Annotated in this window: 19 protein-coding genes and 1 tRNA gene; 7 read left to right on the top strand and 13 right to left on the bottom strand. The window is 62.3% G+C overall.

Going from position 1 to position 26,747, the window contains the following annotated elements; all coding sequences use genetic code 11:
* Positions 1–403: 403 nt before the first annotated feature.
* On the top strand, positions 404–586 hold the full coding sequence (locus tag CGL56_RS14140; protein WP_099107222.1) for a hypothetical protein: 183 nt from the start codon (positions 404–406) through the stop codon (positions 584–586).
* A 2-nt stretch (positions 587–588) separates the two neighbouring features.
* Here the strand turns inward: CGL56_RS14140 and CGL56_RS14135 are convergent, their stop codons facing one another.
* Positions 589–1,041 carry a cytochrome B gene (locus CGL56_RS14135; protein WP_099107221.1) on the bottom strand — a complete coding sequence of 151 codons (453 nt, stop codon included), beginning with the start codon at positions 1,039–1,041 and terminating at the stop codon, positions 589–591.
* Between the two features lie 38 nt (positions 1,042–1,079).
* Positions 1,080–2,186: an AI-2E family transporter gene (locus tag CGL56_RS14130; RefSeq protein ID WP_099107220.1), complete on the bottom strand. Its 1,107-nt coding sequence runs from the start codon at positions 2,184–2,186 to the stop codon at positions 1,080–1,082.
* A gap of 91 nt (positions 2,187–2,277) precedes the next feature.
* On the opposite strand from CGL56_RS14130, the gene CGL56_RS14125 reads away from it, so the two are divergent.
* A complete protein-coding gene (locus tag CGL56_RS14125) occupies positions 2,278–2,688 on the top strand; it encodes a secondary thiamine-phosphate synthase enzyme YjbQ (protein WP_099107219.1) in 411 nt (136 codons plus the stop codon).
* Here the strand turns inward: CGL56_RS14125 and pnuC are convergent.
* Positions 2,653–3,306 (bottom strand): nicotinamide riboside transporter PnuC, encoded by a 654-nt coding sequence (gene pnuC, locus CGL56_RS14120; protein WP_099107218.1) that lies wholly within the window; start codon positions 3,304–3,306, stop codon positions 2,653–2,655. The two genes, CGL56_RS14125 and pnuC, sit on opposite strands and share 36 nt — an antisense overlap.
* A gap of 9 nt (positions 3,307–3,315) precedes the next feature.
* Positions 3,316–4,230, bottom strand: coding sequence for a PfkB family carbohydrate kinase (locus CGL56_RS14115; protein WP_099107217.1), 915 nt, complete (start codon positions 4,228–4,230; stop codon positions 3,316–3,318).
* A 74-nt stretch (positions 4,231–4,304) separates the two neighbouring features.
* Here CGL56_RS14115 and CGL56_RS14110 point away from each other — a divergent pair.
* A tRNA-Asn gene (locus CGL56_RS14110) sits at positions 4,305–4,378 on the top strand.
* 261 nt (positions 4,379–4,639) lie between these two features.
* Here CGL56_RS14110 and CGL56_RS14105 read toward each other — a convergent pair.
* Both CGL56_RS14105 and CGL56_RS14100 read right to left on the bottom strand, forming a co-directional pair.
* Positions 4,640–5,983 carry a hydroxymethylglutaryl-CoA reductase, degradative gene (locus CGL56_RS14105; protein ID WP_099107216.1) on the bottom strand — a complete coding sequence of 448 codons (1,344 nt, stop codon included), beginning with the start codon at positions 5,981–5,983 and terminating at the stop codon, positions 4,640–4,642.
* An 18-nt stretch (positions 5,984–6,001) separates the two neighbouring features.
* Positions 6,002–7,060, bottom strand: coding sequence for a beta/alpha barrel domain-containing protein (locus CGL56_RS14100; RefSeq protein WP_099107215.1), 1,059 nt, complete (start codon positions 7,058–7,060; stop codon positions 6,002–6,004).
* A gap of 225 nt (positions 7,061–7,285) precedes the next feature.
* Between CGL56_RS14100 and CGL56_RS14095 the strand changes: the two genes are divergently transcribed.
* Complete coding sequence (locus tag CGL56_RS14095) at positions 7,286–7,798, top strand: SPOR domain-containing protein (RefSeq protein ID WP_099107214.1); 513 nt, start codon at positions 7,286–7,288, stop codon at positions 7,796–7,798.
* Positions 7,799–7,801: 3 nt separating this feature from the next.
* Here the strand turns inward: CGL56_RS14095 and CGL56_RS14090 are convergent, their stop codons facing one another.
* The 6 genes from CGL56_RS14090 to clpB form a co-directional block, all read right to left on the bottom strand.
* A complete protein-coding gene (locus tag CGL56_RS14090; protein WP_099107213.1) occupies positions 7,802–8,095 on the bottom strand; it encodes a rhodanese-like domain-containing protein in 294 nt (97 codons plus the stop codon).
* Between the two features lie 45 nt (positions 8,096–8,140).
* Positions 8,141–10,615 (bottom strand): T9SS type A sorting domain-containing protein, encoded by a 2,475-nt coding sequence (locus CGL56_RS14085; protein ID WP_099107212.1) that lies wholly within the window; start codon positions 10,613–10,615, stop codon positions 8,141–8,143.
* A gap of 60 nt (positions 10,616–10,675) precedes the next feature.
* Positions 10,676–14,248: a PASTA domain-containing protein gene (locus tag CGL56_RS14080; RefSeq protein ID WP_099107211.1), complete on the bottom strand. Its 3,573-nt coding sequence runs from the start codon at positions 14,246–14,248 to the stop codon at positions 10,676–10,678.
* Positions 14,249–14,317: 69 nt separating this feature from the next.
* Positions 14,318–14,749, bottom strand: a complete 432-nt coding sequence (locus CGL56_RS14075) for a DUF2141 domain-containing protein (RefSeq protein ID WP_167641646.1) — start codon at positions 14,747–14,749, stop codon at positions 14,318–14,320.
* Between the two features lie 76 nt (positions 14,750–14,825).
* On the bottom strand, positions 14,826–16,343 hold the full coding sequence (locus tag CGL56_RS14070) for a Do family serine endopeptidase (protein ID WP_099107209.1): 1,518 nt from the start codon (positions 16,341–16,343) through the stop codon (positions 14,826–14,828).
* Between the two features lie 165 nt (positions 16,344–16,508).
* Positions 16,509–19,142: an ATP-dependent chaperone ClpB gene (gene clpB, locus CGL56_RS14065; protein WP_099107208.1), complete on the bottom strand. Its 2,634-nt coding sequence runs from the start codon at positions 19,140–19,142 to the stop codon at positions 16,509–16,511.
* A gap of 2,154 nt (positions 19,143–21,296) precedes the next feature.
* Between clpB and CGL56_RS14060 the strand changes: the two genes are divergently transcribed.
* The 3 genes from CGL56_RS14060 to CGL56_RS14050 are packed head-to-tail and all read left to right on the top strand — an operon-like array spanning position 21,297 to position 24,464.
* Positions 21,297–23,138 (top strand): sensor histidine kinase, encoded by a 1,842-nt coding sequence (locus CGL56_RS14060; protein WP_167641647.1) that lies wholly within the window; start codon positions 21,297–21,299, stop codon positions 23,136–23,138.
* A 39-nt stretch (positions 23,139–23,177) separates the two neighbouring features.
* Entirely contained in the window at positions 23,178–23,894 is a 717-nt protein-coding gene (locus CGL56_RS14055) for a LytR/AlgR family response regulator transcription factor (protein ID WP_099107206.1), read from the top strand.
* A gap of 45 nt (positions 23,895–23,939) precedes the next feature.
* Positions 23,940–24,464 carry a DsrE family protein gene (locus CGL56_RS14050; RefSeq protein WP_099107205.1) on the top strand — a complete coding sequence of 175 codons (525 nt, stop codon included), beginning with the start codon at positions 23,940–23,942 and terminating at the stop codon, positions 24,462–24,464.
* On the opposite strand, the gene CGL56_RS14045 is transcribed toward CGL56_RS14050, so the two are convergent.
* Positions 24,461–26,632, bottom strand: a complete 2,172-nt coding sequence (locus CGL56_RS14045; RefSeq protein ID WP_099107204.1) for an FUSC family protein — start codon at positions 26,630–26,632, stop codon at positions 24,461–24,463. The two genes, CGL56_RS14050 and CGL56_RS14045, sit on opposite strands and share 4 nt — an antisense overlap.
* Positions 26,633–26,747 lie beyond the last annotated feature (115 nt).

The raw sequence follows: 26,747 nt of genomic DNA, 5'->3' as shown, positions 1-26,747 counted from the left end.
GAAAATCTATCCTCGCCCGGCCCTGGCAGGGACGGCTGCAAAATAGCGAGGTCAATTCCCAGGAATGGGCCTCGCGGTCATAGTGCGTGAGCCAACCGAATCGGGCCTGGAGACCCTCCACCCGGGGTGGGCCGAGCGCAGTGAAGGGCTCTCCCGAGTATCCAGTTAGAAGCAGACCGCACCCTCGGAAGTCTTGCAGACACTCCAAGGTGCTGATAATCAGGACCTCGGAATGTGGCCGAGCGTAGCGAAGGACTCTTCCGAGGGTCCGGCTCGCAGAGACCGCGCCTTCCGTGGTAGACCAAAAACTCGGGCCGCAGGCCCTCGACCTAAGCACGAGTGCCCCCCAAAAGGAACATCCCCCCCCTCCGGCCGTTTCGCTTCACGAGCTACCCGCATTGCTATGTCACGACGCAACCCGGCACCCGCGCCCGCGCCCGAAAAGAAGAGTTCCTCCACCCTGAAAAAGGTGGTTTACGTCATCATCCTGCTGATCGCGCTTTCCTTGATCCTGCAGGCTTTGGGATTGGGGGTAGTCGACCACCGCGAAGAGAATACCCTCATCGAGCAGCCGCACGTGGAGTAGGGCTAGAACCAGCCGCCCATGAGGCCCTCGCGCCAGGGCCAGGGGATGGAGAGCAGGATGATCGCCAGGCCGATGCCGTAGAAGAGGGCTATGGTTTTCCAGCCCTTGTTGAGCTCCGCCTGCCGCTTGGCGCGGCTGTAACCGATGGTGATGAGGATGACCGCGATGATCATGCCCGCGAAGTGTTCCACGGTATAGAAGCGGATCTGGGGGTCGGCCATCACGTTGCCCTCAAAGCGGACGTAGGGGCTCAGCCACAGGTAAAGGACCAGGCCGAGCAGCAACTGCACGTGGACGGAAATGAGCCCGAGGAGCGCCAGCTTGTCCTTGCCGGGATAGACGGTGCCGCCGCTGCGTCGCGACAGGGCCCGCCCGATGGCGGCGACCAGCAGGACGAGGACGATCCAGCGCAGGCCGGAATGAGCGTGTTGAACGGCGGTGTAGAGTACTCCCATGGTTATTGGCTATGGGGCGCAAGATAGTCCGCCCCGGCTTATTCCTCCTGTCCGAGGAGGTAGGCGTAATCTTCCATCCCGTGGACGTGCTTGAAGATGATGCGCACGATGGCGATGACGGGGATGGCCACGATGGCGCCGACCGCTCCCCACATGACGGTGAAACCGATGACGGCCACGATGGTGGTGAGGGGGTTGATGTCGACTTCGTCGCCCACGATCAGGGGAGTGAGAACGTAGCTCTCCAGGGTTTGCGCCAAGGCAATGGTCCCCAGTACGCCCAGAATCATATTGCCCCCGCCGCCGCTGGCGATTGCTATGGCCACCGCGATGAACCCGCCGATGATGTTGCCCAGGTAGGGAATGATGCTCAGGATGGCCACCAGGAAGGCGATCACGATGGCGTAATCAAGGCCTACGAGAGAGAAGCCGATCCCGTAGAGTACCGACAGGATCAGGATGAGGATGAGGCGTCCCTTGAGGTAATGCTGGGCTACGTTAGCAGCTTCGTTCATGGCTTGGTGGGCCTCACCCCGGTGCTCGTCGGGAGTACGCCGCAAAACGAACTCCCGTAAACGCTCCTTCTGGCTCAGGAAGAGCACGACGTAGACGAACATGAGCAGGAAATCCCCGACCACGCTCAGGGTCTGGGAAAGGGCCCCGGTGATGGTGCCGCTCTGGATGGGCAGTCCCTGGAGCAGACCGCCGCTGCCGCCCCCGGCCTGTCCGCCCGTCGTAGCGGTGCTGTCGGCGGGTGGGGTCGTGGAGGAAGATGGGGCACTTTGGTCGGATCCGCCGTCGCCTCCCGGCAGCATGGGGATCTTCTCCTGCACCCTCTCCACCTGCTCGGTGAGGCGCTGCTCGATTTGCGGCCAGTTCTCGGAGAAGCGGGCGGCCTGCTTGCCTACCGCGAAGAAGATGCCGGCAAAGAACAGCAGGAGGAGGAAGGTGGCCCCGGCAATGGCGAAACCGGGCTTCCACCCCCAGCTGCGCAGCTTGTTGTCGACGGGGTCGAGCAGGATCGCCAGCAGCCCCGCGATGGTCAGTAGGATGAGCAGCGACTTGCCGTAATACAGAATGGCTACCACGCCCAGCAGCGCGAACAGCCGAAGCACGAAATTCACCAACTTGGGGGACACCTGCATGGAATACGTTTAAGTTTTCCCCTTTGATAGGTCGAAGGCGGGGCCTCTGTTCACTCCGGCGTACTTTTGCGGTCCACCCAACTCCCCCGCCGTGGTTTCCCAACAGACCTTTCGCCTTTCCGCCCGCCCCCGCGGTTTCCACGTCGTCACCCGCGAGATCATGGAGCAGCTCCCCGACCTCCCCCAGACCGGCCTGCTGCACCTCTTCATCCAGCACACCTCGGCCGCCATCACCGTGAACGAGGCGGCGGACCCGGACGTGCTCACCGACTTTGAGTCCATCTTCAACCAGCTCGTACCCGAAAACCTCCCCTTCCTGGTCCACACCCTCGAGGGGCCGGACGACATGCCCGCCCACATCAAGGCGGCCATGATCGGCCACAGCATCATGCTGCCCATCTCCGAAGGCCGGCTGGCCCTGGGCACCTGGCAGGGCATCTACCTCTGTGAATTCCGCAACCGCGCCTCAGCGCGCTGTATCGTAGCTACGGTCTACGGTTGACCGCCACGCGAGGTAGCCGTACACGGCCATGATGACGTACAGGACCATCAGCAATGCGAACAGCAGGGCACCGGAGCGGAGGTAGATGTAGACGTAAGCCGCGTCAATGACGATAAAGTAAATCCAGTTCTCCAGTCGCCGTCCGATCAGCAGAAAGGTAGCGATCACGCTGAAGGTGGTGGTGACCGCGTCCAGGTAGGTTTGAGTGGCCGTAGTCAGTGAGCCCACCGTATAACCCAGCAGCAGCCCGGTGGCCAGCCCGCCGCCGAGGGTCAGGGCGTGCTCGAGGATGGACATCCGTTGAATATCCGTTTCAGGGGGCGCCGGTTCCACGGCCAGACCGTCCAGCATTTCGTTTTCGGGGCGGGTACCGCGGGTGCGTTGCCACCGGAAAAGCCCCACGCCGGCCATCACCAGGTAGAACGCCTGCAGCAGGGCATCGGAGACCAGCTGGTACACCACGAACGACTGATACCCCCACAGCGCCGCGCTGAGGGCGGCAAAGAACCAGCACCAGTTGCTGTCGCGGGCCGCCAGGTAGACGTAGGCCAGGGCGGCAGCCGTGGCGATCCACTCCACGGTGTCGGTAGCGTAGACTTGGGCGAGCAGTTCTTCCATGGCGGGCGCCTAGAGCGCCACGTGCATCAGGTCGGCAAAGCGCTGGACGCGGTGGTCGATCTGCTCACGGTCCAGGGTCTGCATGCGGCGGGTACCGAAGTCCTCCACCACGAAGCTGGCCATGGCCGAGCCGTAGATGACGGCCCGCTTCAGGTTCTCGAAGCTCAGGTCGTCGGTGGCGGCCAGGTAGCCCATCAGTCCACCGGCGAAGGTGTCGCCGGCACCGGTGGGGTCCACTACGGTGGGCAGCAGCAGGGCGGGGGCGGAGAAAAGGTTGTCCTCGCTGAAGAGCAGGGCGCCGTGTTCGCCCTTCTTGATGATGAGGATCTTGGGACCCATCTCCACGATCTTGGCGGCGGCCTTCAGCAGGCTGAGCTCGCCGCTGAGTTGGCGGGCCTCCTCGTCGTTGACGATGAGTACGTCGATGCGCCGCAGTACGGCCTTGAGGTCTTCCAGGGCGTGGTCCATCCAGAAGTTCATGGTATCGAGGGCTATGAGCTTGGGCTGCCCCTCGAGCTGGTCGAGAACGCTGGACTGTACGGCGGGCGTCAGGTTACCGAGCATGATGTAGTCGGTCTTCCGGTAGCTGGCGGGCAGCTTCGGGGCGAAGTCGGCCAGGACGTTGAGCTGGGTATCGAGGGTATCGCGGCCCATCATATCGTCGTGGTAGCGGCCGGCCCAGTAGAACGACTTGCCGTCGGGGATCACCTCCACCCCTTCCAGGTCGGCACCGCGGCGCTCGAGGTCGGCCAGGAAGTCGTCATTGAAGTCGCCCCCGATGACGGACACCAGTTGAACGGGTTCCACGAAGTGGGTGGCGGCCATGGCGATGTAGGTGCAACTGCCCGCCTCGATCATTTTTACTTCTCCGTAGGGGGTGTAAACGTCATCGTAGGCAAGGGTTCCGACTGCGAGCAGACTCATATTTTTAATTTTAGGCCCGCAAAGATTGCAAAATAAACCCGGACCACGTAAATTTGCGTCCGCTTAAGCGTCCTGCCTCAGTAGCTCAGTTGGTTAGAGCGGCGGACTGTTAATCCGTAGGTCAAAGGTTCGAGCCCTTTCTGAGGCGCCTAGCATACAAACCCCGTTTCCTTGGTTGGAGGCGGGGTTTTGTGTTTTTGGTGGGCTGTGACAGACATCGGATGTTGTCCTCATGACTTTTTGTCAGACATCGGATGTTGATTGGGCGAAAACAGCGCGAAATCGAGCTTTACCGATGTTGTTTCGGCCAAACATCAAGGAAATACTAGCCTGACAAAATTTCAGACATCCGATGTCTGCCATTTTAGCAGGCGGACAACATCCGATGTCTGACAACTCGACAGCTCCTCTACTTCACCTTCCCCTCCCGCAGCTTGTCCAGGTACTGGCGGACCCCGTGGTGACTGATGGTGCGGCCCTCAAAGAAGCTTACGGTCTGCCGGCGCTCGGGAGGACTGGCCTGGAGGCTGGACAGGATGTTCTGCAGGTGCATTTTCATGTGTCCCTGCTGAATGCCGGTAGTGACCAGGCTGCGCAGGGCGGCAAAGTTCTGGGCGAGGCCAGTGGCTGCTGCGATGCACATCAACTCCTCGGCGTCGGGGCGTTCCAGCAGGTTCAGGGAGAGGTCGGCCAGGGGGTGAAGGCGGGTGAGCCCTCCTACGGTGCCCAGGGCCAGGGGAAGGGTTAGCTCAAAGTGGAACACCTTGTCGGTTACCCGGCAGCGGCTCAGGGAGGCATACTGCCCCCCCGCAGCGGCAAAGGCGTGGGCGGCGGCCTCGACGGCCCGGAAGTCGTTGCCGGTAGCAAGCACCACGGCATCGATGCCGTTCATGATGCCCTTGTTGTGGGTGACGGCCCGATAGGGGTCCTCACGGGCAATGGCGACGGCCATTTCAAAGCGGCGGACGAAGTCGGCCGCGTCCACCCCCGAGCCGGGGATGTTCATGTCTTCGATGGGGCAGCTCACCCAGGCCTTCACCGCGCAGTTCGGGGTGTGGTTGCTCAGGATGGCCATGATGATCTCCAGCTCCCGCTCGTCGTCGGAGAGGGCCGCGCTTTCCTCCGCCCAGCGCTCCAGTTCGGCGGCGTAGGTTTCCAGGACGGTGTTGATGAAGTTCGCGCCCATACTGTCGCCGGTACCGAAACTGACCAGCAACTGGTAACACTGGGGATCTACCTGGGGGAAGTGCTTCCACTGCATGCGGCGTACGCCCCCACCCCGCTTCTCCATGCGGGCGGTGATGTCGGCCGTGGCTTCCTGCAGGCGGTCTTCCACCTCCCGGAACAGGGCGGCCCGGCGCTCCGGACGGCCGCTCCAGCGAAAGTGCAGCTGACCGAGCTTCTCCGAGGCGATCACCTCGGCGTGGAATCCTCCGCGGGTGGACCAGTACTTCGCCGAGCTGCTGGCCGCGGCGACCACGCTGCTCTCCTCGATGACCATGGGCACGGCGTAGGTTTTGCCGTTGATGATGAAGTTGGGGGCCACGCCGAAGGGCAGGGGGAAGTTGGCTACCGTATTCTCGCTGAAGTTGTCGAGGACCTCCTGGAGATCCGGGCTGCCGGCTTCGAAGAAGGCGAAATCATCCTCCCCGTATTCCGGCAGAAAATGCTCCAGAAGCCACTGGCGCCGCTGCGCCTTATCGAATTTACTGAATCCGCTGATGCGGTGAGGATCGCGTACTTGCTCGGCCACAGGGGAAGGGTGTAAGATTTAAGGCCGGGGGCGAAGATAGGCCTTGGCCAACTCTAAACCACGCAACTGGGTAGCAACGTAGCGCTGAAGGGTGAGGTAATCCTCCCGGGCGTGGCGCAAAAAGGCCGAGGCCTGTCCGTAGATCGCCGGCAGGGCGGAAAGCTCCGTCAGGTAATATCCGTCCAGGAAATCACTCACCCCACCACTCACGATGACGTTCGCGCAGCGCACCTTGTCGCCCTCTTCTACGACCAGCCGGTTGATCTGCCGCACCATTTCCTCCGCGGAATGGCCTACCTGGGTCAAGCCCCCGTAGGCGGTGCGGGCCAGGGCATCGGAGCGGAAGAGTTCCAGTTTACTGAAGTTGGTACCGCCGTTAGCGGCCGTGTCCAGGGCCAGGATCGGCAGCTGCAACAGGGCGCGCAGACTGGCGGGGCCCATCCCCTGCCCCACTTCCTTGACGATGAGGGGAAGCGTCGGCAACTCGCGGAGCAGTTCGCGGATCGTCTCCAGGGGAGACACCGTAAACCGGTCGCCCTCGGGCTGCAGCCACTCCTGGAAGGGGTTGACGTGCACGATGAGGCCGTCGAGCTGCAGGGCGTCGATGAGCTGGGTAACCAGCCCCGCCTCACCCCGCTCCAGCAAATGCTGCACCTGGGCCGCGCCCAGGTTGGCGAAAATGGGCACTTCGGATCCGGCCAGGGGGCGGACGTTAAAATCCTCGAACCGCTGGTCCTCGTAGAGCAGGCTCCGGCAACTGCCCAGGCCCATCCCGATGCCGAATTCGCCGGCCGCCCGGGCCAGGTTGTGGTTGATGGTGAGGGCCTTTTCCGTGCCGCCGGTCATGCTGCTTACCCACAGCGGGGCCCGCAGGCGCTTGCCGCCCCACGTTACCGGGGGCAGACTGCCCGGTGCCGGGTGGGCCGCCAGCAAAGGCTCATAGTCGAACCGCTGATCCAGGGTAGCGCGATCCGTCTGCGACTGAAAGGCCAACTCAATGTGATCCTCCTTGCGCCCGGGCGCGGTAGGGTCATTGGCCGCCGCGGGGGGAAAGGGGAAGGAAGAGGGTTCGGACATAGTACTGCCAACGTCGAAGGAAAAAGAATGGTTTAAGCAAAAAAAGGGAGCACCTGACGGTGCTCCCTGAAAAAACGGTCTTTCCAAAAAGCAAACACTTGACAAAATCTTGTGCCCTGGTGGGCGGCGGTAAGGCATTTCCCGAATTTATCGGGCCTGAGTAAACCGATACCGCGCTAAATATCTTTGGGTTCTAGAACTTAATCTTTTCGTTACCGTCGGTCAATGAAGAAATCATCCGTTGTCGTTTTCGTCATCCTCATTTTGTGCCTGGTGGCTTTGTCGCTCCTGATCTCTCAGGTGCTTTCCGCTTCCCGGGAAGACACAACCGGGTTCGAAGATAATGTCAATTATACGGAACTGCCAAAATCCTACCCGATAGATTCAACCGACCTCCGCACGGAGACGGTGGGAAGCCGGGAATCCGGCCTGCAACAGGAGCAGCAATTCCGCGACCTCGTACCCGCAACGGCCAACGACACCATGGAAACCGCGGCCGGAGACTCAACGGGCCGCTTCCTGGTCATCGCCGGTACCTTCCGACAGGAGATCAACGCCCGCACCCGGGTTCGTGACTTGGTCCAGGCCGGCTTCGCCGAAACCGCCCTCCGGATTTTCGACCGCGGCACTTACGCCGTGGCGCTGGTCGACCGGACCGACACCTACACCGAAGCCCGGGAACTGGCCGGGCGCGTTCGCTCGGCCGGTTTTGAAGCCGACGTCTACCGCAAACGGTAATGCCTAGCCTTGGTAGGCCAGCATGCCGCCCTCCAGGTTGCGTACGTTCTTGAAACCCGATTGCCGCAGCAATTCCTGGGCCATGGCCGAGCGCTTGCCGCTGCGGCAGTACACGATAATCTCCTGGTCGCGGTAGGGGGTCAGTTTATCCATCGACATGCTCAGTTGTCCGAGCGGGACGTGGATGCCGCCGACGTTGAATTCCGCCCGCTCGTAGTCCTCGCGGACATCAAGCAGTACGTAGTCGTCCTTGCCTTCCTTTTCCCGTTTTTTGAGTTCGTCGACGGTTGCTTCCATGTTGCTAAACTGTTTCTCAACCCAACAAGGAAAAAAGCAAATAGGTTAGTGCCTGACAATCTTTTGACGCCCGGCGCGGTCCCCGACGCGGTATTCAAGCAGGTAAATCCCGCGGGGCAAGTCGCTCAGGTCCAGGCGATCAACCCCCTGCCCCGCCTTAACCGTACGCCCGGCCAGATCCAGCAGCCGGACGTGCAGCTCCGCCAGCGAAAGGGAAGGCGACAGCCGGAATGACAGGGTGCCGCTGGTCGGGTTAGGGAACACTTCCAGTGGCAGGTCCGCCTCCGTATCATCGGTGGCCGTGGGCATCACCTCCGCTCCGGAAAGCAGGGGCCGGATCATGATGGCGCCGCCGGTCGATCCGCTCAGGGACTGCCAGCCGCTGCCGGCATCGAAGAACTGTACGTCTGCAACGGGATTGTTCCGGTCGAAACCCACCGGCAGGGAACGGCTGGCCGTAGCCTGCCGCCACCCGACGAAGAAATCACCCGCGGGAAGGTCCAGGGGTTCCGGCAGGGCGTAGCTGGTGAAGGCCTGTAGGGAATCGGTGTAGAAGTCCTCGGCGTAGAGCACGGGCTCGCTGGCGCTGTAGAGCAGCTCACCGGGCTGCCCGTCCTCCCCGGCGCCGTACACCACGAGGTTAAGGGGTTGGTCGCCCACCCCGCCGAGTCCGCGCGGCAGCCGGATGCGAATCCCCACCAGCTGGTCGGGCACGAAGGCCGTATAGCGTTGGACGATCACGTTGCCGGACTGCCCCTCAATGGCCACCTCCGCGGTGCCGTCGTCGTAGGCGAAGTAGTCGTCCAACACGGTCACCTGGGTCGCGGTGTTGTTGGCGGCAATGAAGGGAGAGAAGCCAGGGTCCTCGGTGGCCACCGTGAGCGAGTAGGTCGTCTCCAGCCGGTAGTCCTGCTCGGGGTCAAGGTCGAAAAGGAAGCTGCGGATCGCCTGGTAGGTGGGCAGCTGGTCGAAGGTGGCGCCCCGGATCTCCAGGCTGAGGGGGGCAATGCCGTTGTCCTGGCCAAAGTACGATGAGGGGAATAGCCCCGCTCCGGATATAAAGGTGGGAACGGCCCGGTGCCTCACCTCGTAGGTCGAACGGGTAACCGGGGTAACGTCGGCGCGGTGGTTCCAGAGTTTCAGGAAGATGCTGTCCACCAACAACGCCTGGCCGGCGGCCTGGAGGTGGCGCACGGGCAGACTGGTATAGGGGGCCACCAGCCGGAAAGGCTCCTCGCTGAGGGCCAGGTCCTGGGTGACCAGCGAAGTGGACTGGTCGCTCAGCTTCACGTAGTCGAGGTTCCAGTTGTCGACCGCCCCCTGCTCGGTGCTCAGGTTCACGAAGCGGAACTGGAAGCCATCGTAGAGGTATTCATTGGGTACCGGGACCACTACGCCCGTAAAGGCACTCACCTCGGTGTTGGAGGTGGTAGTGGGCAGGCCTTCCCGGGCGAATACGGTATTCCAGTTGCCCTGGGCAGAGAGGAACTGTACCAGGAAGCTGTCCTGCACCTCCGGACGATTGCCGAGGCCCCGGGGCTGAAGGTAGAACGACAGCACGCTGCCGGTCCGGCCGGACAGCTGAATGGGCACCGAGGTCAGGTAGTCGCGGGGTACGCCACGCCGGCCGCTGCCGGTACCGGCGTAGGGCCGTCCGTCCAGGTCGATGGCGTCGAAGGTGGCCACCCCCAGCGAGGGCGGGTTCACCCCGTAGCTGCGGTTGACGAGCACGTCCTCGTCCTGCCAGAGGGACGTGGCGGGCCGCACGCCCGCGTAAGAGAAGTCGTCGAAGAAGGGCAGGGCTACCGCCGGCCGGTCGATGGTGAAGGTGGCCCGGTAAGTATCGCAGAGGCCGAGGTCGTTGCAGACGGTGACGCAAACGGCGTCCGTCCCCCCGTAGCGGCCGGCCTCATAGGTGAAGTCGTTGTCCTGGCCGAGGGTACCGGTAAACGACAGCCGCTGGCCCCGGCCGGCGTAGTCGTCCGCGCAGCCCGCGATCGTCCGGCAGAAGGCACCCCCGGGCAGGAGGGAATCGGCCGGGATGCGGATGGCGGTGGTGGATTCCGGGGCCACCAGGCGGTTGCCGAGCTCTACGGTGCGGGGCGCGCGCTGCACAAGCACCACCAGCTGGGTGGTGTCGGAGCATACCCCACGGGGTGAACAGACCGTAAGTCCAAGGGTATCCAGCCCCTGAACCACCCCCGGCAGGGCCGTATACACCACGGTATCCGACCGGAGCAATACGGTCCCGAAGTTCAAGTCATCGCAGCCGATGCAGCGGTAGTCGGTCAGGTCACTGCCCAGTCCGGCCGTATCCAGGTCAATGCGGACCGAGCGGTCGCCACCGGAAATGATCCGTTCCACGCCGGGCAGCTCGGGGTCGCCACACACCACCAGCCCTGACGCCGCCACTCCGGGCCGCCCGTCAAAGAGCTGGGCGTGCTCCGCCAGGGGTACGATGCGCTGGGCGGCCAGGGGGCTCAGCAGGAGGACAAACAGGGGGAACAGGTAATGCTTCATGTCTCTTCTTTGGCCCCTACCGCGGAGGTGAAGGGTGGATGGTTGATCGACGGTGCCCGCTTAGGGGCATTCTTCCGGCAGATCGTCGCTGAGGAATACATCGACCCGGCTGCCGGCTTCCACGGTGGTGCCCGCCGGCGGGTCGGTGCGTACGATCCAGGCTTCGTTCCGGTCGGCTACGTCACCGACGATGCGGCCCACGAGCAGCTGGCTGCCGGTGATGGCGAACTCCCCGGTACCGAAGGTCTGACAGCGGTAGTCGCCCACCGTCACGTCGTCGCCCTTGCGCTCGGTAATGACGAATTCCACGGTACTGCCCATGGGTACCTTTACCCCTTCGCGCAGGTCCTCGTCGGTAATTTTCTTGCCGTCGTAGTAGAGGTAGAGGATGGTACCGTCTTCCTGCCGGGCGTCGAATTGCCGTTCCCGTACCCGGTAGTTGATGTTTTTCACCTTGAGCAGGCGAATGTACTGGTTGTAGTCGTAGTTGCCCACCAGGCTGGGCAGCTCCACGTCGGGGGCCTCGTCGCTGAGGATGGTCAGATACACCGTGCGGTTGTTCTTGACGCGGCTGCCGATGCGGGGCTGTTGCTGCACCACCAGTCCGGCGGGTTGCTCGGGGTCGAAGGCGCCGACCGTCACGTCGATCTTCAGGTCATTGGATTCGGCCAGTTGCCGGGCCTCGTCGATCAGCATTCCCTCAAAGGTGGGGATCGCCATGCTTTCTCCGTGATTGGTGTACCAGTTCAGTCCCGTCTTCAGCAACAGGAAGAGGATCCCCAGGAAGATGAGGGCGGCCACCACGTTCTTCAGCAGCGGCCCGAGAAAGGAGGATTTTTCCGGCGTTTCTTCTGTCATGGGCGGGGGCGCGGCCGCGGGTGCCGGGTCCGGGCGGGAAGCCGGGGGCTCAGGCGCGGCAACGGTGGGCACTACACCACCCCGGCGGACGCGTTCCTTCGCAAAATCCAGGATGGCGGCAATGAACTGATAGGGCTGGTAGCCGGCGATGGCCGCCTGGTGGAAGATGGCGGTGGCGGGGGTGATGCCGGGCAGGCTGTTCACCTCGATCACTACGGTCTCGGCCCGCCCATCGGGGAAGATCCGTACGAAGGCGTCGATACGGCAGTAACCGGTCACGCCAAGCAGGCGGGCGGCGCGCTCCAGGTCGCCCTTCACCTGGTCGGCCACGTAGTCGTAGCCGTAGGACTTGGTGGCCAGGCGGGCGGGGGTCAGGTTTTGCCCCTCCCCGGCCAGGAATTTTTCTTCCAGGCTCAGGATCTCGCCGCCGGCCAGGGCCTCACTGGGTTCGAAGACCTCATAGCGGATGCGGCCGTCCGGTGCAAAGTGGGTAAGCATGCCCCCAGTGATCTCCAGGAACTTTTCCGCCCCCGCCGCGGTGATGGCCACCTCGAAGAGGATGGTGGATTTGCCCAGGGGCCACTCCTCCTTTTCTCCCAACTTGAGGGTACGGCGGGCCGCTGCCTCCTGGGCGGACCCGGGGCGGAAGGTGAGTTCGCAGTAGGCCTCCAGTTGCTCGCGGTTGCGCAGCAGAAGGACGGCCGAGCTGCAGCCGTCGTCGACCGGCTTGGCGATCAGGGGGTAGGTGAAGCGGTCCTCCACCCGGTTGTAGAAGGCGCGGGTGTTGAGCAGGAAGTCCTCCCGGCGCCCTAGCCACTGCTGGGTGACGGGCAGTCCGCCCTGCTTGAGTACCTGCAGGGTCTCGTACTTGTCGATGGTGATCGAAGAGCTATCCGGCCCGGAGCCGTTGTAGGGCAGCCCCAGCCGCTCGAGTTTGCGCTGTACCTGCCCGTCCTCCCCCGGTCGGCCGTGGAGGGCGATAAAGACCAGATCGGCCACTTCCGGCAATTGCTCCAGGGGAACGTGCCGCGGAGCGAATACCACGTCAGGGTCCGCGTAGCGCGCCGTAATGGCCCGGCAGCTGCGGCGGATCTCGTCGATCACCGGGTGTTCGGCCGGCTTGATGAGCTTGTCGCGGATGTCGTCGGCGTTGTCCTTGAGCAGGAGGTTTACCGGCAGCTGGTACAGCACGAAGTCCTCCCCTTCCTGCCCCGGCGCCAGGGGCGCGGTGAGGAAGAGGGGCAGCGGACGGAACCGCTCGCTGGAACTCAGCTTTTCGTAGACGTTGCGACCGCTCTCCACGCTGATGTGGCGCTCAAAGCTGGTGCCCCCCAGCATTACGGCCACCCTTTCCTTGGCACCCGCGCTCGCCGCCAATGCATCCAGCTCCGCGTCCAGGCGGTCCATGAGTTCCGTGTGGTCCCGCTCCTGCAGGCTGGTGCGGATGATGTAGGTGAGGAATTGGGAAGGGCTCAGGCCGATCTCGGCGGCCTGGTGGAAGAAGAACGACGAGGGCATCATGCCGCTGGTCGTATTGGGGTCGTTGAGGTAGATGGTGCCGTCGGCGGTGTAGAAACCGTCGATGCGGGCGTAAACCGCGAAGCCCAGCTCGGTGAACAGCCGCTCGGTTTCCCGACGGATGCGCTGGATGGCCTCGGCGGGCAGGTTGATGGGCGTCACCTTCCGGCTGCGGCCGGGCAGGTACTTGCTGCGGTAGTCGAAGAGCTCCCCCTGGAACTTGACGATCTCCGTGGGGGGCAGGGCCACTACCCCACCGTCAGGCTGCCGCAGGACGATGGTGCTGAATTCCTTGCCGTCGATGAAGCCCTCAATGATCACCCGCTCCTCACTCTGGTGGCCTTCCAGCACCACCAGGGGGTGGCCGTCATCCGCTACGGCCGCTTCCAGGTAGTCGAAGAGGTCGTCCGGGGTGTAGATCGTCAGGCGGTGGTCGCCCCGCTGGGCGTCCAGGGGGAAGGCGATGCCGTCGCGCAGGTCGCTGACGCGGCGGACGTACTCGATGCGGTCGGCCGGACTGCGGTCGGCGTAGTCAGCCAACAACAGCGGCTCCCGGAAAAAGGCGGCGTTCACGGCCCGCTCGAAGCCGGCCAGCCCGGCTTCCTCCTTCAGGATGGATACCCCGATGCTGCTGCCCTGCCGGGCGGGGCGCACCACCATGGGCCAGCCGATGCGCTCCACGGAGCGGTGGAACAGCTCCTCGATGTCGGCGGTGGGCAGGGATTCCTGCTCGATCACCAGGATCGGGGGGGAGGGGTAGCCGGCCTTGGCCATCAGTTCTTTCTGGAGCGCCTTGTCCATACCCACCTCGCTGGCTTCCACGCCGCTGCCGGTGTAGGGCACGCCGGCGTACTCGAGTTCGCGCTGCAGCACTCCGTCTTCCCCGTATTCCCCGTGGAGGGCCAGGAAGGCAATGTCGATCAGTTCGGGCAGTTCCTCGCGGCGGAGGCGGCGGCCGATGTGGCGGCCCATGTCCTCCAGGGCAAGCTCGTCCAGGGGCCCCAGGCTCTCCTGGTAGACCTGGAAGGCGTGGCGGCTCTCGGGGGCCAGGGCCACGGGCGGGAAGAAATCGCGGATGCTGCCGCGGTAGAGGTACTGCCAGTCCAGCAGGTACCACCGCCGAAAGCTGTCGACGAAGATCGGGACCGGCTCGAAGAGGGATTTGTCCAGGTTATCGTATACCGTACGGCCCCCGGCAAAGGAGATTTCACGCTCCCGGGAGGGGCCGCCGAAGAAGATACCTACTCTGATACTCATACGCTGGATTGAGAGCCCCGCGGGGCCTGGCTGAATGGGCCGCGAAGTTACGGGCTTGGCGGGACTTGTCTACCGAAGCCGGAGGGGCGGCAGAGCCCGGTCAGGGGAAAAAACGAAGCACATTTCGTCAAAGCGGGGCTTGCGCAGCCAGCTCTGCAGGGGACGGCTCAGGGCGTAGGGTTCGGCCGGCAGGCCCAGCAGGTTGGTGTCGAGCTCCCCGTTGTCGTTCTCGTCGTGGAAGACAGCAATGGCGTAGCGCTTGCCCACCCGCAATCCATCGATGGCCAGGCGGGTGCTGCCGGTGGAGCGCACCGGGTGGCGGACGAGCCGCGCGCGCTCCCGGTTCAGGAAGTCCTCCTCCGATTCATAGATGCCCACCCATAATGAGCCCTGGCTGCTGCGGATGTTGGCCACCTCCAGCACCAGGGTGGCGGCCGGCGACCCACCGGGTGGGGCGACGGCGAGGAAAAACAGCGACAGGACCAGCAACAGGCTTCTCACGTACCTTATAACAGAGCGGGCGGCCCCTTTGTGAAAAGGAGCCGCCCGCGGATTACGTTTGGTCGGATACCCTACCCTACTTCACGATAGCATACTTATAGGTACGGTCGGGGCTGTCGGGGTAGACCCCCTCCAGGGTGACGGCGCCCTTGCTGCTCTCCAGCAGTCGCTTCAGCTGGTCGACGTTTTCTACCTGACGGCCGTTGACCTTGGTCAGGATGAAGCCGGGGCGGACGCGGGTCTGCTCGGCCAGCAGGCCGTTGCCCAGGCTGGTTACGGCTACTCCGCCCTTGAGGTTCAGCTGGCTTACGTCTTTCTCATCCAGGTTTTCGAACTCCGCGCCCAGGGAGGCCACGGCGGCGGGTTTCTCGGCGGGCCGGACGATGCCGGTGGTTCCTTCGGAATTCTTCAGCACGACGGTGAAGTCGCGCTGCTTGCCGTCGCGCTCGGCGGTGATGGTCACCTGGTCGCCGGGGCGGTGGCGGCCGAGCTGCTCCAGTAGGGTGCTGCTGCGCAGGGTGCGGACGCCGTCGACGGCAACGATCACGTCGCCGGACTGGATGCCGGCTTCCTGGGCGGCGCTGCCTTCCATTACTTCAGCTACGTAGACGCCGTTGTTGCGGTCGATGTCGAGCTCACGGGCATAGGCCGTATTCAGCTGGCGGATCTGGGCGCCGAGGAGGCCCCGCTGTACCACGCCGTATTCCCGCAGGTCCTCGGCCACTTTCTTGACGATGGCGCTCGGCACGGCGAAGCTGTAGCCGGCGAATACCCCCGTGGGGCTGCTGATGGCGGTGTTGATCCCGACGAGGTCACCGTTCTGGTTCACCAGGGCGCCTCCGCTGTTACCGGGGTTGACCACGGCGTCGGTCTGGATGAAGGATTCGATGGCCAGGTCGCCGCCGCTGCGCCGCACGATGTCGATGCTGCGCCCCTTGGCGGAAACGATGCCGGCGGTTACCGTGCCGGTGAGGCTGAAGGGGTTACCCACGGCCACTACCCACTCGCCGATGCGGACGTCGTCGCTGTTGGCGAAGGGAATGGTGGGCAGACCGGTTTCCTCGATCTTCAGCAGGGCGATATCGGTGGTGGGGTCGGTCCCGATCACCTTGGCGGTGTAGGTACGCTCGTCGTTCAGGACCACCTCCAGGGTTTCGGCGTCCTCGATTACGTGGTTGTTGGAGACGATGTAGCCGTCGCTGCTGATGATCACGCCGGAGCCGCTGCCCTGCTGCAGGGGCATCTCACCGGGGGAGTTGCCGCCGCGTCCGGGGTTGCCGAAGAGGTCGCGGAAGGCGTCCGGCAGCTGGTCGGGGTCGATGCCGAAGGGCACCTGACCGCTGGCCCGTCCGGCGGGTTTGCTGGCCTTGATGTGGACCACGGCCGGCAGGGCCCGTTCGGCGGCAATAACGAAGCCGTCGGTCGGGGCCGGTACCACGCGGGTGCCGGGGGCGGTGGAGAAGGAAGTCAGACTGGTGGGTGTATTCGCGACCTCAACGTATCGGGTATCACCCCACCCCAGGTAATTCGCACCGCCCAGGGCGATGAGTCCTCCCAGAACGGCGACGAATACGATTAAGAGAAATTTCTTCATTGGTTGTTGCTGTTTATTTGTTCCACTCGGAGAAAGCAGGCAGAAAGCACGGCAATAAGACGGCTGTGCCGCAATTATGGTTGGTCGCCCGTCGGCTTCTTAACAGTCTTTAACGGCGGATTGATCACCCCCGGCACCGGCGGGCCGGGCCGGGGGTGATTTCCGTTACGCCAGGGGCACCTCTTCGGCCTCCAGTTCGCCGGCCCGGGCCTGGCGGAAGACCACTACATCGTCGAATACGTCCAGGATGATGCGGCTGCCGGACTTGATGTCGCCCTGTAGCATCTGCTTGGAGAGCTGCCGCAGTACCCGCTTCTTGATGACGCGCTTCAGCGGCCGGGCACCGAACTCGGGGTTGTAGCCCTCGGCGGCCAGCCAATCCATGGCCTCCTCGGCTACGGAGAGGTGGATGCCCTGGTCGGCCAGTTGTTGCTTGACCAGGCTCAACTGGAGCTCCACGATCTGGCGGATGTCGCCGCGGCCCAGCGGTCGGAACATGACGATGTCGTCGATCCGGTTCAGGAACTCGGGGCGCACGGTCTGCTTCAGGACGTTGAAGAGGGTATCCTTCGTTTCCTCGACGATCTCCTCCTCGTTGCTCGGGTTGATCTGGGAGAACTTCTCACGGATGATGTCCGACCCGATATTCGAGGTCATGACGATGATCGTGTTCTTGAAGTTCGCCACCCGCCCCTTATTGTCGGTGAGCCGCCCGTCGTCGAGCACCTGCAGCAGGATGTTGAAGACGTCGGGGTGGGCCTTTTCGATCTCGTCGAGCAGCACCACGCTGTAGGGCTTGCGGCGCACGGCTTCGGTGAGTTGTCCGCCCTCGTCGTAGCCTACGTAGCCCGGAGGGGCACCGACCAGGCGGCTCACGGCGTGGCGTTCCTGGTACTCACTCATGTCGATGCGCGTCATCATGTCGGCGTCGTTGAAGAGGTACTCGGCCAGGGCCTTGGCCAGCTCCGTCTTGCCCACCCCGGTGGTACCCAGGAAGAGGAAGGAACCGATGGGGCGGTCCTGGTTGCTCAGTCCCGTCCGGTTCAGGCGGATGGAGTCGGCCACGGCCTCTACGGCCTCATCCTGACCGATCACCCGGCGGTGGAGCTCATCCTCGAGGAGGAGCAGCTTTTCCCGCTCGCTCTGCAGCATGCGGGTAACGGGGATGCCGGTCCAGCGGGCCACGATTTCCGCGATGTCCTCGCTGTCGACCTCCTCCTTCACCAGCATCTTGGCTTTCGTCTGCATCTCACTCAGGCGGCCGGTATACTCCTGCAGCTCGGCTTCGGCCTGGGGGATCTGACCGTAGCGGATTTCGGCCACCTTGGAGTATTCGCCGGAGCGTTCCAGGCGCATGGCTTCGTTCTTCAGTTCCTCGATGCGCTGCTTGGCCCCCTGGATGCCCAGGACCACTTCCCGCTCGCTTTCCCACTGGGCACGCAGTTCGTTGCGGCGCTCTTCCAGGTTGGCGAGGTCCTGCTTGATGCGGTCGGTCTTGGTCACGTCGTTTTCCCGCTTCACGGCTTCCCGCTCGATTTCCAACTGGCGTATGCGGCGCTCGAGCTCGTCGAGTTCCTCGGGCATGGAGTTCATTTCCAGCCGCAGGCGGGCGGCGGCCTCGTCGATGAGGTCGATGGCCTTGTCGGGCAGGAAGCGGTCGGTGATGTAGCGCTCCGACAGCTGGACGGCGGCGACCACGGCCTCGTCCAGGATGTTGATCTTGTGGTGGGTTTCGTAGCGCTCCTTGAGGCCCCGCAGGATGGAGATGGCGTCCTCCTCACTCGGCTCGTCGACCGTCACCTGCTGGAAACGGCGCTCGAGAGCCTTGTCCGACTCGAAATACTTCTGGTACTCGGCCAGGGTGGTGGCACCGATGGCGCGCAGCTCCCCGCGGGCCAGGGCGGGCTTCAGGATGTTGGCGGCGTCCATGGCCCCCTGCCCCTTGCCGGCGCCTACGAGGGTGTGGATCTCGTCGATGAAGAGGAAGATTTGTCCCTCAGCCTGGGTGACCTCATTGATGACGCCCTTGAGCCGCTCCTCGAATTCACCCTGGTACTTGGCACCCGCGATCAGCGCCCCCATATCCAGGCTGTAGATGTCCTTGTCGCGCAGGTCCTCGGGCACGTCGCCGTTGACGATGCGGTGGGCCAGGCCCTCTACGATGGCGGTCTTACCCACGCCGGGTTCGCCGATCAGGATGGGGTTGTTCTTGCTGCGACGGGCCAGGATGTGGAGTACCCGGCGGATTTCCTCGTCGCGACCGATCACCGGGTCGAGCTTGCCGTCGCGGGCGCGCTCGTTCAGGTTGATGGCGTACTTCTCCAGGGAGTTGTAGGCGTTCTCGGCGCTGTTGGAGGTGACCCGCTTGCCACCGCGCAGCTCGTCGATGGCCAGCTTGAGTTCCTTGGTGCGGACGCCGGCGTCCTTGAGTACCTGTCCGGCCGGGTCATTGATCTTCAGGGCGGCCAGCAGCAGGTGTTCTATGGACACGTACTCGTCCTTCATATCGCGGGCCACCACGTTGGCTTGCTGGGCCAGCTCGACGCCCGCCCGGCTCAGCACCTGCTGGGCACCGGTGACCTTGGGCACCCCGGCCACAATGCTGTCGATGGCCGACTTGATGGCGGAAAAATTGACGGCCAGCTTCTTGAACAGGAAGGGCGTTACGCTCTCATCCACTTCAAAAATGGCCTTCAGGATGTGCGCCGGCTCGATCGACTGCTGCTGGTTGCCCACTGCAATCTCGCTGGCCCGCTGTAGCACCTCCTGGCTTTTGATGGTAAAGTTGTTGAAGTTCATGATCGTTATGGTTGTCGCTCGGCAGCGGGGCTGTCAATCCGGCACCCGCCCCCGCGGAGTATTCAATAAATTCGGGAAGGCCCCAAGTGGTCCGTCCACGCTACCATAAGATAGGCAAAGTACGCGCCCGATGCATGCATCGGACTTTTTGTCACCCTGCCCCGGCTTTCTTATGCCATATTTTCAGTCGAGGCCGCGGGTGCGGGGCCTGGCAGGAATTCCGGACCGGCAGCAACCGTTTTCAGCGGATCTACGACCTCCAATCCGGATTCAGAACATCCACGAACGGATTCAGAACAAGGGGGACAAAACATGCTCCTACATCAATTTTCCCTCCCTACGTTTGTATCACAGAGAACGAGTAGAGAGAGTTACTATTTGCAAAGTTTGATTTCGAGAGAGAGATAATTAGCATTCACTAAATGAACACACAATTTTATAACACAAGCAACGCAAGGTTATAATCCCAAAAAGGGAGACACATTGTTACACACACCGCTCCGCCCGGATCACGCTCAGTGGTCTGGGCGGTTGCTTTATGGCCCCTCACCGGCGGAAAATCACCGATGGGTGAGCCCTCATCACCCGGACTCCCGTTCAGAACAAGTTTGGCGGCATTCAGAACAAGGGGTCCGGAAACGTTGCCCAGGTGGAATAAGTGTCCCTACATTTGTACCAACAGAGAAAGAGAGCGTTTAGAGAGACGGCGCTCCGCCATAATCAGGTTTTTTGAGAGACACGAATTGATTTCAGAGACAGAAGTACACAATTTCATAGAGCATTAGCATACAAGCTTACATTTCAGAGAAGAGACACAATTGAACAAGCATTGAGACGCCCGGATCATCTGTATGATCCGGGCGTTCTTTTTTTCTGCCGACACCGCCCCGGCCTCCCCGACTCCGCCACAACCTCCTCAGGCCTAACGCCTTATAAAATACTGTCTTGGGGTGTGGATTCAGAACAAGCAGGGCCGGATTCAGAACAAGGCGGGTGAATTATTCCTCCAGTCCGCCCCCCCGACCCTACGTTTGTATCAACACGGAAAAAGAGAGACGACAGCAAGTGATGAGAGACACGAGCTGCTTTTTCCAGCACTAACACAGTTTTTAGAGAAAAAAATTCCCTGGTTATTCAACACCGCTTACAACACTTACAACAACACGAGAATACATGTTCTGAGCCTTCCAAGTAGAGAAATGTCAAGTCGCCTGCGCTGTCTTTAATGATGCCGCAGGCGATTTTTTGCCCCTTAAATTCAGATATACCAGTTAGCGTCTCTCATTATAAATTCTTCATGAATACCGTATCAGAGGGATGCTGGCAGGAACCGGCATCCTTCCTTTGGTTATTAGCAGGTAATACTACAACTCCACCCGGACTCAGAACACGACGGGCCGGATTCAGAACATCCCGCCCCGAAAATTCCCCTCCGCCCCGCTGCCGCTCTATGTTTACATTCAGAGAGCGCGCGGAAACGCTTGAGACACGTTTCCGCCAATGTTTTGAGAGAGAGAGATTCAGTGAGTGTATTAAGCCGTTGCTGTCCGGCTTTTTGAAGGCCGGACAGCAACACTATTCGAAAATAGAAATTTACACCTCCCTATTCAGCGCATTAGTATCGGGTGGTTTTATACTCCCAAAAACATATTGGATTTGGAAATTTTTGATTCGCCCGGACCACCATCGTGGTTCGGGCGGGTACTTTTTACACATACCAGATTTGATACCGCCTACCTTGAGAAATATTTCCTCAAGAAGCGGTTCCTCAAAGCAGCAACCCCTGATTCAGAACAAACAGCCCCGGATTCAGAACATGGGATTGTCACCCTCCACGATTCGGCCGGTGCCCTTCGTACTTTAGGAAACCCTCTTCCGATGGCCGCGAAACCGATTGTTTGTCCTTCACCCTCCGGCCGAACGTCCATAAACCTAAGCTTCCCCCTGCAACCCTCCATTAACCGATTTCCCCAAAGATGAAAACCCGTCGAAAGCTTCCCGCGGATTGTGTCCGCAACTAGGCAGGATGCCCGATCGCAGGCCACCCCAGGGCGGCTAACCGATTGTGTTCCTTACCTTTACCAACGAAGTTTTTAGTGGGCGCTTATCACGGTCTGAATCGGCCAGGTGGTATATCTCATGAAAATTCAACCTGTGAACCTACTTCAAAAACTGCTGCTGTCCCTTGCCGTCCTTTCGGCGGCCGCCTTGTCCGGGCAGAGCGAAACCATGTGGCGGCAGTTGTTCGCAGCGGAAGAGTTGATCAGCGCGGCCAAATGCGACAGCGCCATCACTACCCTCGACAACCTGGACGCTTCCCTGGCCTGTGATGACCCCGAGCCCTGGGAGCGCAACTTCCGCTTGCTCATCCGCCTGAAAGAATGCAACGCCCTGGTCCGTGCGCGCCGTTTCGGCGAGGCCACCGAGGCCCTGCTCCACCTGATCGACGACGCCCAGCGTTTGCAGCGCAATTCGATCCTGGCCGAAGCCTACATCCGCCTGGCCTTCATCCATCAACACCAGCACCAGCCGGAGGAATGCCGTGACTTGCTGCAGCAGGCCGACTCCCTCATCCAGCAGCACGGGATCCGTTCACTGGTACCCCTGCTGAACAACCGGATCGCGGGCTACCACCGCTACTTCGGGGACATGGATGAGGTTGAAAAGCACGCCCGTACGGCCCTCACCAGTGCCGAGGAGCAGAACAACGCCCACCAGGTGGCCCTGGCCCACTTCAACCTGAGCTTCTACTACCGGTCTACCGACCTCCAGGCCAGCCAGCGGCACCTGGAAGAAGCCACGGATTACTACTACCACACCGGCAGTATGGGTGATTACTTCGCGATGACGCTGGTACTTACCGGACTGAAGATCGAGAGCGGCAACATGGAAGAGGCCCTGGCCGCCAACGATTCCTCCCTGGTCTATGCTGCCATGGTCATCGAAAAGGACAGTACCTACCTCAACCGGCTGTACGACTACCGGGCCACCATCCTGAAGGAACTCGGGCAGACCGATTCCGCCTGGCACTACCTGAAACTGGCCCACGCCGCCGAACTCGACCACGTCGACCGGATGAACCAACAGAACGCGGTAGCCATCGAAGAACGCTACGACAGCGAAAAGAAGAGCCTGCTGATCGCCGAGCAGAGCAAGATGCTGGCCTACGAACGCTCGCGGGTGGCGCGGGTCATCCTCATTTTCGTACTGGTGGTGGTCATCCTGGTGCTCGCCTACCTGGTCACCAACCGCGTGCGGCGCTCCCGGGCGGCCCTGGAGCAACAGCAACTTACCGAGGAGAAGAACCAGCAGCTGTCCGAATCCCTCGCCCAGCAGAAGCTGCTGCAGGGGGAAGTCCACCACCGGGTAAAGAATAACCTGCAGATCATCATCAGCCTGCTGCAGATGCAGATGAAGAAGCTCAACGACCCGGTAGCCCGCGGCCAGCTGGACGCCATGGCCGGCCGGGTGTACAGCATGGCGGCCGTCCACGAGATCCTCTATCAGCAGGGCCGGGTGGGCGAAATAAACTTCCGCACCTACGCCCAGAAGATCTGCCAGCACTTCGAGATGCTCTCCGAGCTGCCCCACGCCAGCGAATTCGACCTCGACGTCGGCAACCACTGGTTCAACCTGGAAACAGCCATCCCCCTGGGAACCATGTTCAACGAACTGCTGACGAACAGCTTCAAGTACGCCGTGGTCTCCGGCCAGCAACTGCGCATCAGCGTGAAGCTCACCGAAACCGACGACGGTATGTTTCTGCTGGAATACCAGGACAACGGGCCGGGCTTTTCCGCCCCCTCCGGCCAACAGGAAGAAGGACTCGGCAGCTACCTCATCCGCGGCATGAGCCGGCAACTGCGCGGCCGATTGGAAATCAGCAACCAGAACGGGGCCAACACCCGCATCTGGTTCCGCCGCAAAAATGACCCCGCGGAAACGCCGAAGAAAAAACGCAAAACCCGTACATTGGTAGCAACAACTACTGCCTAAGCCCTTCCCTAACCGCCCCCGAGCGCATCCCTCACGCTCATGTCCCAAACACCCCCCCCTGCCTCCCCTGGTCGCCGCATCCTCATCGTGGAGGATGAGTTCATCATTTCCGACACCATAGCCGACCAGCTACGGGAACAGAACTACATCGTCACGGGAGAAGCCATCTCCTACGACGAGGCCGTCGAACTGTACGAAGCCTCCCCGCCGGATCTGGCCCTGCTTGACATCCGCCTCAGCGGGCCGGAATCGGGCATCGACTTCGCCCATTACCTCCTCGAACAGGAAGACCCCATCCCCTTCATCTACCTGACCTCCCAGGTGGATGAGCAGCACATGGCCCTGGCCCGGGAGACCTACCCGGCCGGCTACCTGAGCAAGCCCGTCCAGATCAGCAGCCTGCTGACCACCATCGACGTCGCCCTCCACAACCACCAGTCCCGGCAACGGGAAGAGACGGTGACCGTCAAAACCGGCCAGGCCACCCACATCCTGCCCCTCTCGGCCATCCAGCATTTACGCGCCGACCACGTATACGTCCAGGTCACCCTGGTCGGCCAGAAGCCCCTCGTGCTGCGCCGCTCACTGAGCGACCTGGTTTCCGAGATCAACCACCACAGCATCGTCCAGACCCACCGCAGCCACGCCGTAAACCTCCAGCACGTGACGCGGTACGAGCACCGTTCCGTGTTCGTGGACGACGTGGCCATCCCGATCAGCGACAAGTATCGCGAGCAGGTGATGTCGCTGCTGTAGGCGGTATCCAGGATGTATCTTCACGTCCGCCCAATACCCCCTGCCATGCGCCTTTTGCTCTTCCTCCTGTTCCTGGCACCCGCGCTCGCCGCCGCCCAGGAAAAGGTGACCCCCATCGTACCCTTCGGCGGCATCTACGAAGTGCCGGAAGCCACTGTAGTGCCGGACCCCGAGCTGGAATACCACCTCATCGTCGACGTGGTCAGCGGCGCGGAAACGCCCGATACCCTGGTGCAGGGCCTCTACAACGTCGCCCGGATGCTGAACCTCTTCTCCGTGGGCGGGGTACCCGCCGAACAGGTTCACGTAGTCCTGGCCATCCACGGCTCGGCCGCCTTCGGGGTCATGGAGAACGATCTGTACCGCGAACGCTTCGGGGTGGACAATCCCAACCTCCCACTGATCGAAGCCCTTCACGGGGCCGGCGTCAAGCTGACGGTCTGCGGGCAATCACTGCGCGGCCGCGAGATACCCCTGACGTCGGTGGCCCCCCAGGTAGAAATTGCTACCTCCATGCTCACTACGGTAGCCATGTACCAGATGAAGGGCTACGCGATGCTGAGGTTCTAGGCCGGCGCGGCCGCGGGTGCCAGGTAACTCAGACTTTCCCGGAGGTGCCCGATGCATGAGCGCAGGTATTCGTATTCATTAAGGAAGAGCCGCTTTTCGCGGGTTGCCCCTCCGCCTTCAGCGAAGTAGGCCAGGGCCGCGGAGGTATCTACGGGTTCGGATGAGGGTCCGTCGTACGGGATATCCTCCAGCAAGGTCCGGCAGGCCAGCAGCCGGTTGCTGAGGTCCCGGATAAGGGTGGAAAAGTGGGCGTGGGGAACGCTGACGGCGTGGTACTGCAGATAGGTGCCCAGGTAGGCAATGGAGGAAAGTACCTGGTGGTGATGGGCCACGATGCGGGAGAGCCGTTCCGGAGCGAGGCGCTTGTGGCTGGGTTCCCGAACGGCGCGGCCGTAGCTGTCGTCGAGTTCCCCCAGGCAGACGAAGGCGTGGCGGCGGGCAATGCGGTAAGCCAGGCTGTCGTCCTTCCGGTCGAGGTAGAGGTTAGACTCCTCCAGCAGGTAGTCGCTGCTGCTGTCTAGGGCCCGGGCCACGAGCTTGTGGATCGACCGGCTCTCCCAGGCCGGCCAGAGCAGACGGCTGGCCCCGAACGCCAGGGTGGCACCGATGATGGTATCCACCACCCGGTAGGCGATCACGGCGTAGGCATCGGGGTGCAGCAGGGCGTAGAGAAACACCAGGTTGAGGGTAACGAAGAAGGCCGAAATGCGGAAGTCGCGGTCCAGGTAGGTAAAGAAAAAAGGCATGGAAGCGGTCCCGATCAGGGCGTAGGCCACCGGGCTGTCGGTGACGAAGACTACGGCTGCGGCCACGGCGGCCCCGGCCAGGGTGCCTACGGTGCGCTGGACGGAGCGATCCTTGCTCTGCACGTAGTTCGGCCGCATGATGACCACCACCGTCAGGATGATCCAGTAGGCGTTCTGCAGGGCGAAGTAGCGGCCGAAGAGGTAGCCCAGCAGCACCACCACCGAAAGCCGCACCGCGTGGCGGAAGATGGGGCTGTCCTTGGACAAGTGCTTGCGCAGCAACGACCAGTCGGTACCCAGCCGGGTGCGGAGGCGCGACTTCGCTTCCCGCGAGAAGACCGCGTGGTTGACCAGCCCGCGGGTGTCGGCCAGCCGCTCGATGGACCGCAGTTTGCCGATCTGCTTCTCCAGGTTGTCGCAGAGGATGTACAGGTAGTGGGCGGTGGGGGAATCCGGCAGGCGGCCGTCGGTAAGCCGCAGTTCCCGGCTGATGGTGGCCAGCTCTCCGGACAGGTTATCCGGATAGGGAGAAACGAAGTTGCGGGACTTGAGGGCCACGCGGCGCAGGGCAGTGGACACCCGCTGCAGCACCCCGGCCAGTTCGGCGGTGGGTCCGGCCGCCAACCGGGCCTCGGGGCGGACGGGGACCGCCGCGCCCAGCTCGACCAGGTCGACCAGGTCGAGGTAGAGGACGCCCTCCCGCGATTGCTTGCCGAGGCTGTCGCGTTTGGGCGACTGCCCCAGGAAGTAGTCGGTGAGCACCTTGCGGATCTCGTTGATCTGGTTGTGGGTGCGGATCAGCTCCGGCCACAGCGCGTCGGGGTCCGGGGCGGTCAGTTGCCGGCTTTTCAAATGTAGGTAGTCGGCGGTGAGCTGGATACATTCGTTGAGCAGCCCCACCCGGTAGCGCTTGTAGCGGTAGGGGTGGATGACCAGGTTGAGCAGGATGAACCACAGTCCGCCCAGGCAGAGCAGGCCGGCGTTCACCAGGATATCCCAGCCCGACCGGGGAAAGGCGTAGGCCAGCACGATGGCCATCAGCCCGCTGAACGACACCAGGCCCGCCCGCTTGCCGAATACCGACAGGTAGGCGGTGGTGAAAACCAGGACCGGCAGTACGACGGCATGGAGTTCTCCCGCGCCCAGTACGAGGTGGATGAACGACATATTGACCGCCGCCAGCAGCACCCCATACACCATGGTTTTGAGGTGGTCCACCTTGTGGCCCGGCAGGTCGCAGAGGGAAACCAGCAGTACGCCCACGGCACAGCTGATTGCCGTATTCAACCCGGCCAGCGCCTGAGCCAACAGGAAGATCGACAGGGCGGCCAGTACCGTGAAGACTCCCTTGGAGAAGGCATAATCCTTGGCCAGCCCGACGATACGCCGCTTGAGCCGCAAGGCTACCCGGTCTGCTTCCATCAAATCGTTGTGAGTACGTTAGGTCATAACTACCCTTCAAACCGGAAAAGGGTCACCCCGGCCCGGTCTTTTTCGGGTCACCCAGGGGCGGACCTGCCGTTTTCCCTACCGTATT

Origin of the sequence: Neolewinella marina (assembly GCF_002631205.1) — a bacterium.
Classification (GTDB): Bacteria; Bacteroidota; Bacteroidia; order Chitinophagales; family Saprospiraceae; genus Neolewinella; species Neolewinella marina.
Note: the sequence above shows the minus strand (reverse complement) of the source record. Positions and strands in the feature narration are given on the sequence as shown.

Excerpts from the sequence above, each read along its gene's own strand:
- CGL56_RS14100 (WP_099107215.1), bottom strand. The coding sequence starts at position 7,060 with ATGTCCGAACCCTCTTCCTTCCCCTTTCCCCCCGCGGCGGCCAATGAC.
- CGL56_RS14130 (WP_099107220.1), bottom strand. The coding sequence starts at position 2,186 with ATGCAGGTGTCCCCCAAGTTGGTGAATTTCGTGCTTCGGCTGTTCGCG.
- CGL56_RS14085 (WP_099107212.1), bottom strand. The coding sequence starts at position 10,615 with ATGAAGCATTACCTGTTCCCCCTGTTTGTCCTCCTGCTGAGCCCCCTG.
- CGL56_RS14070 (WP_099107209.1), bottom strand. The coding sequence starts at position 16,343 with ATGAAGAAATTTCTCTTAATCGTATTCGTCGCCGTTCTGGGAGGACTC.
- CGL56_RS14115 (WP_099107217.1), bottom strand. The coding sequence starts at position 4,230 with ATGAGTCTGCTCGCAGTCGGAACCCTTGCCTACGATGACGTTTACACC.
- pnuC (WP_099107218.1), bottom strand. The coding sequence starts at position 3,306 with ATGGAAGAACTGCTCGCCCAAGTCTACGCTACCGACACCGTGGAGTGG.
- clpB (WP_099107208.1), bottom strand. The coding sequence starts at position 19,142 with ATGAACTTCAACAACTTTACCATCAAAAGCCAGGAGGTGCTACAGCGG.
- CGL56_RS14055 (WP_099107206.1), top strand. The coding sequence starts at position 23,178 with ATGTCCCAAACACCCCCCCCTGCCTCCCCTGGTCGCCGCATCCTCATC.
- CGL56_RS14140 (WP_099107222.1), top strand. The coding sequence starts at position 404 with ATGTCACGACGCAACCCGGCACCCGCGCCCGCGCCCGAAAAGAAGAGT.
- CGL56_RS14095 (WP_099107214.1), top strand. The coding sequence starts at position 7,286 with ATGAAGAAATCATCCGTTGTCGTTTTCGTCATCCTCATTTTGTGCCTG.
- CGL56_RS14050 (WP_099107205.1), top strand. The coding sequence starts at position 23,940 with ATGCGCCTTTTGCTCTTCCTCCTGTTCCTGGCACCCGCGCTCGCCGCC.
- CGL56_RS14135 (WP_099107221.1), bottom strand. The coding sequence starts at position 1,041 with ATGGGAGTACTCTACACCGCCGTTCAACACGCTCATTCCGGCCTGCGC.
- CGL56_RS14090 (WP_099107213.1), bottom strand. The coding sequence starts at position 8,095 with ATGGAAGCAACCGTCGACGAACTCAAAAAACGGGAAAAGGAAGGCAAG.
- CGL56_RS14080 (WP_099107211.1), bottom strand. The coding sequence starts at position 14,248 with ATGAGTATCAGAGTAGGTATCTTCTTCGGCGGCCCCTCCCGGGAGCGT.
- CGL56_RS14045 (WP_099107204.1), bottom strand. The coding sequence starts at position 26,632 with ATGGAAGCAGACCGGGTAGCCTTGCGGCTCAAGCGGCGTATCGTCGGG.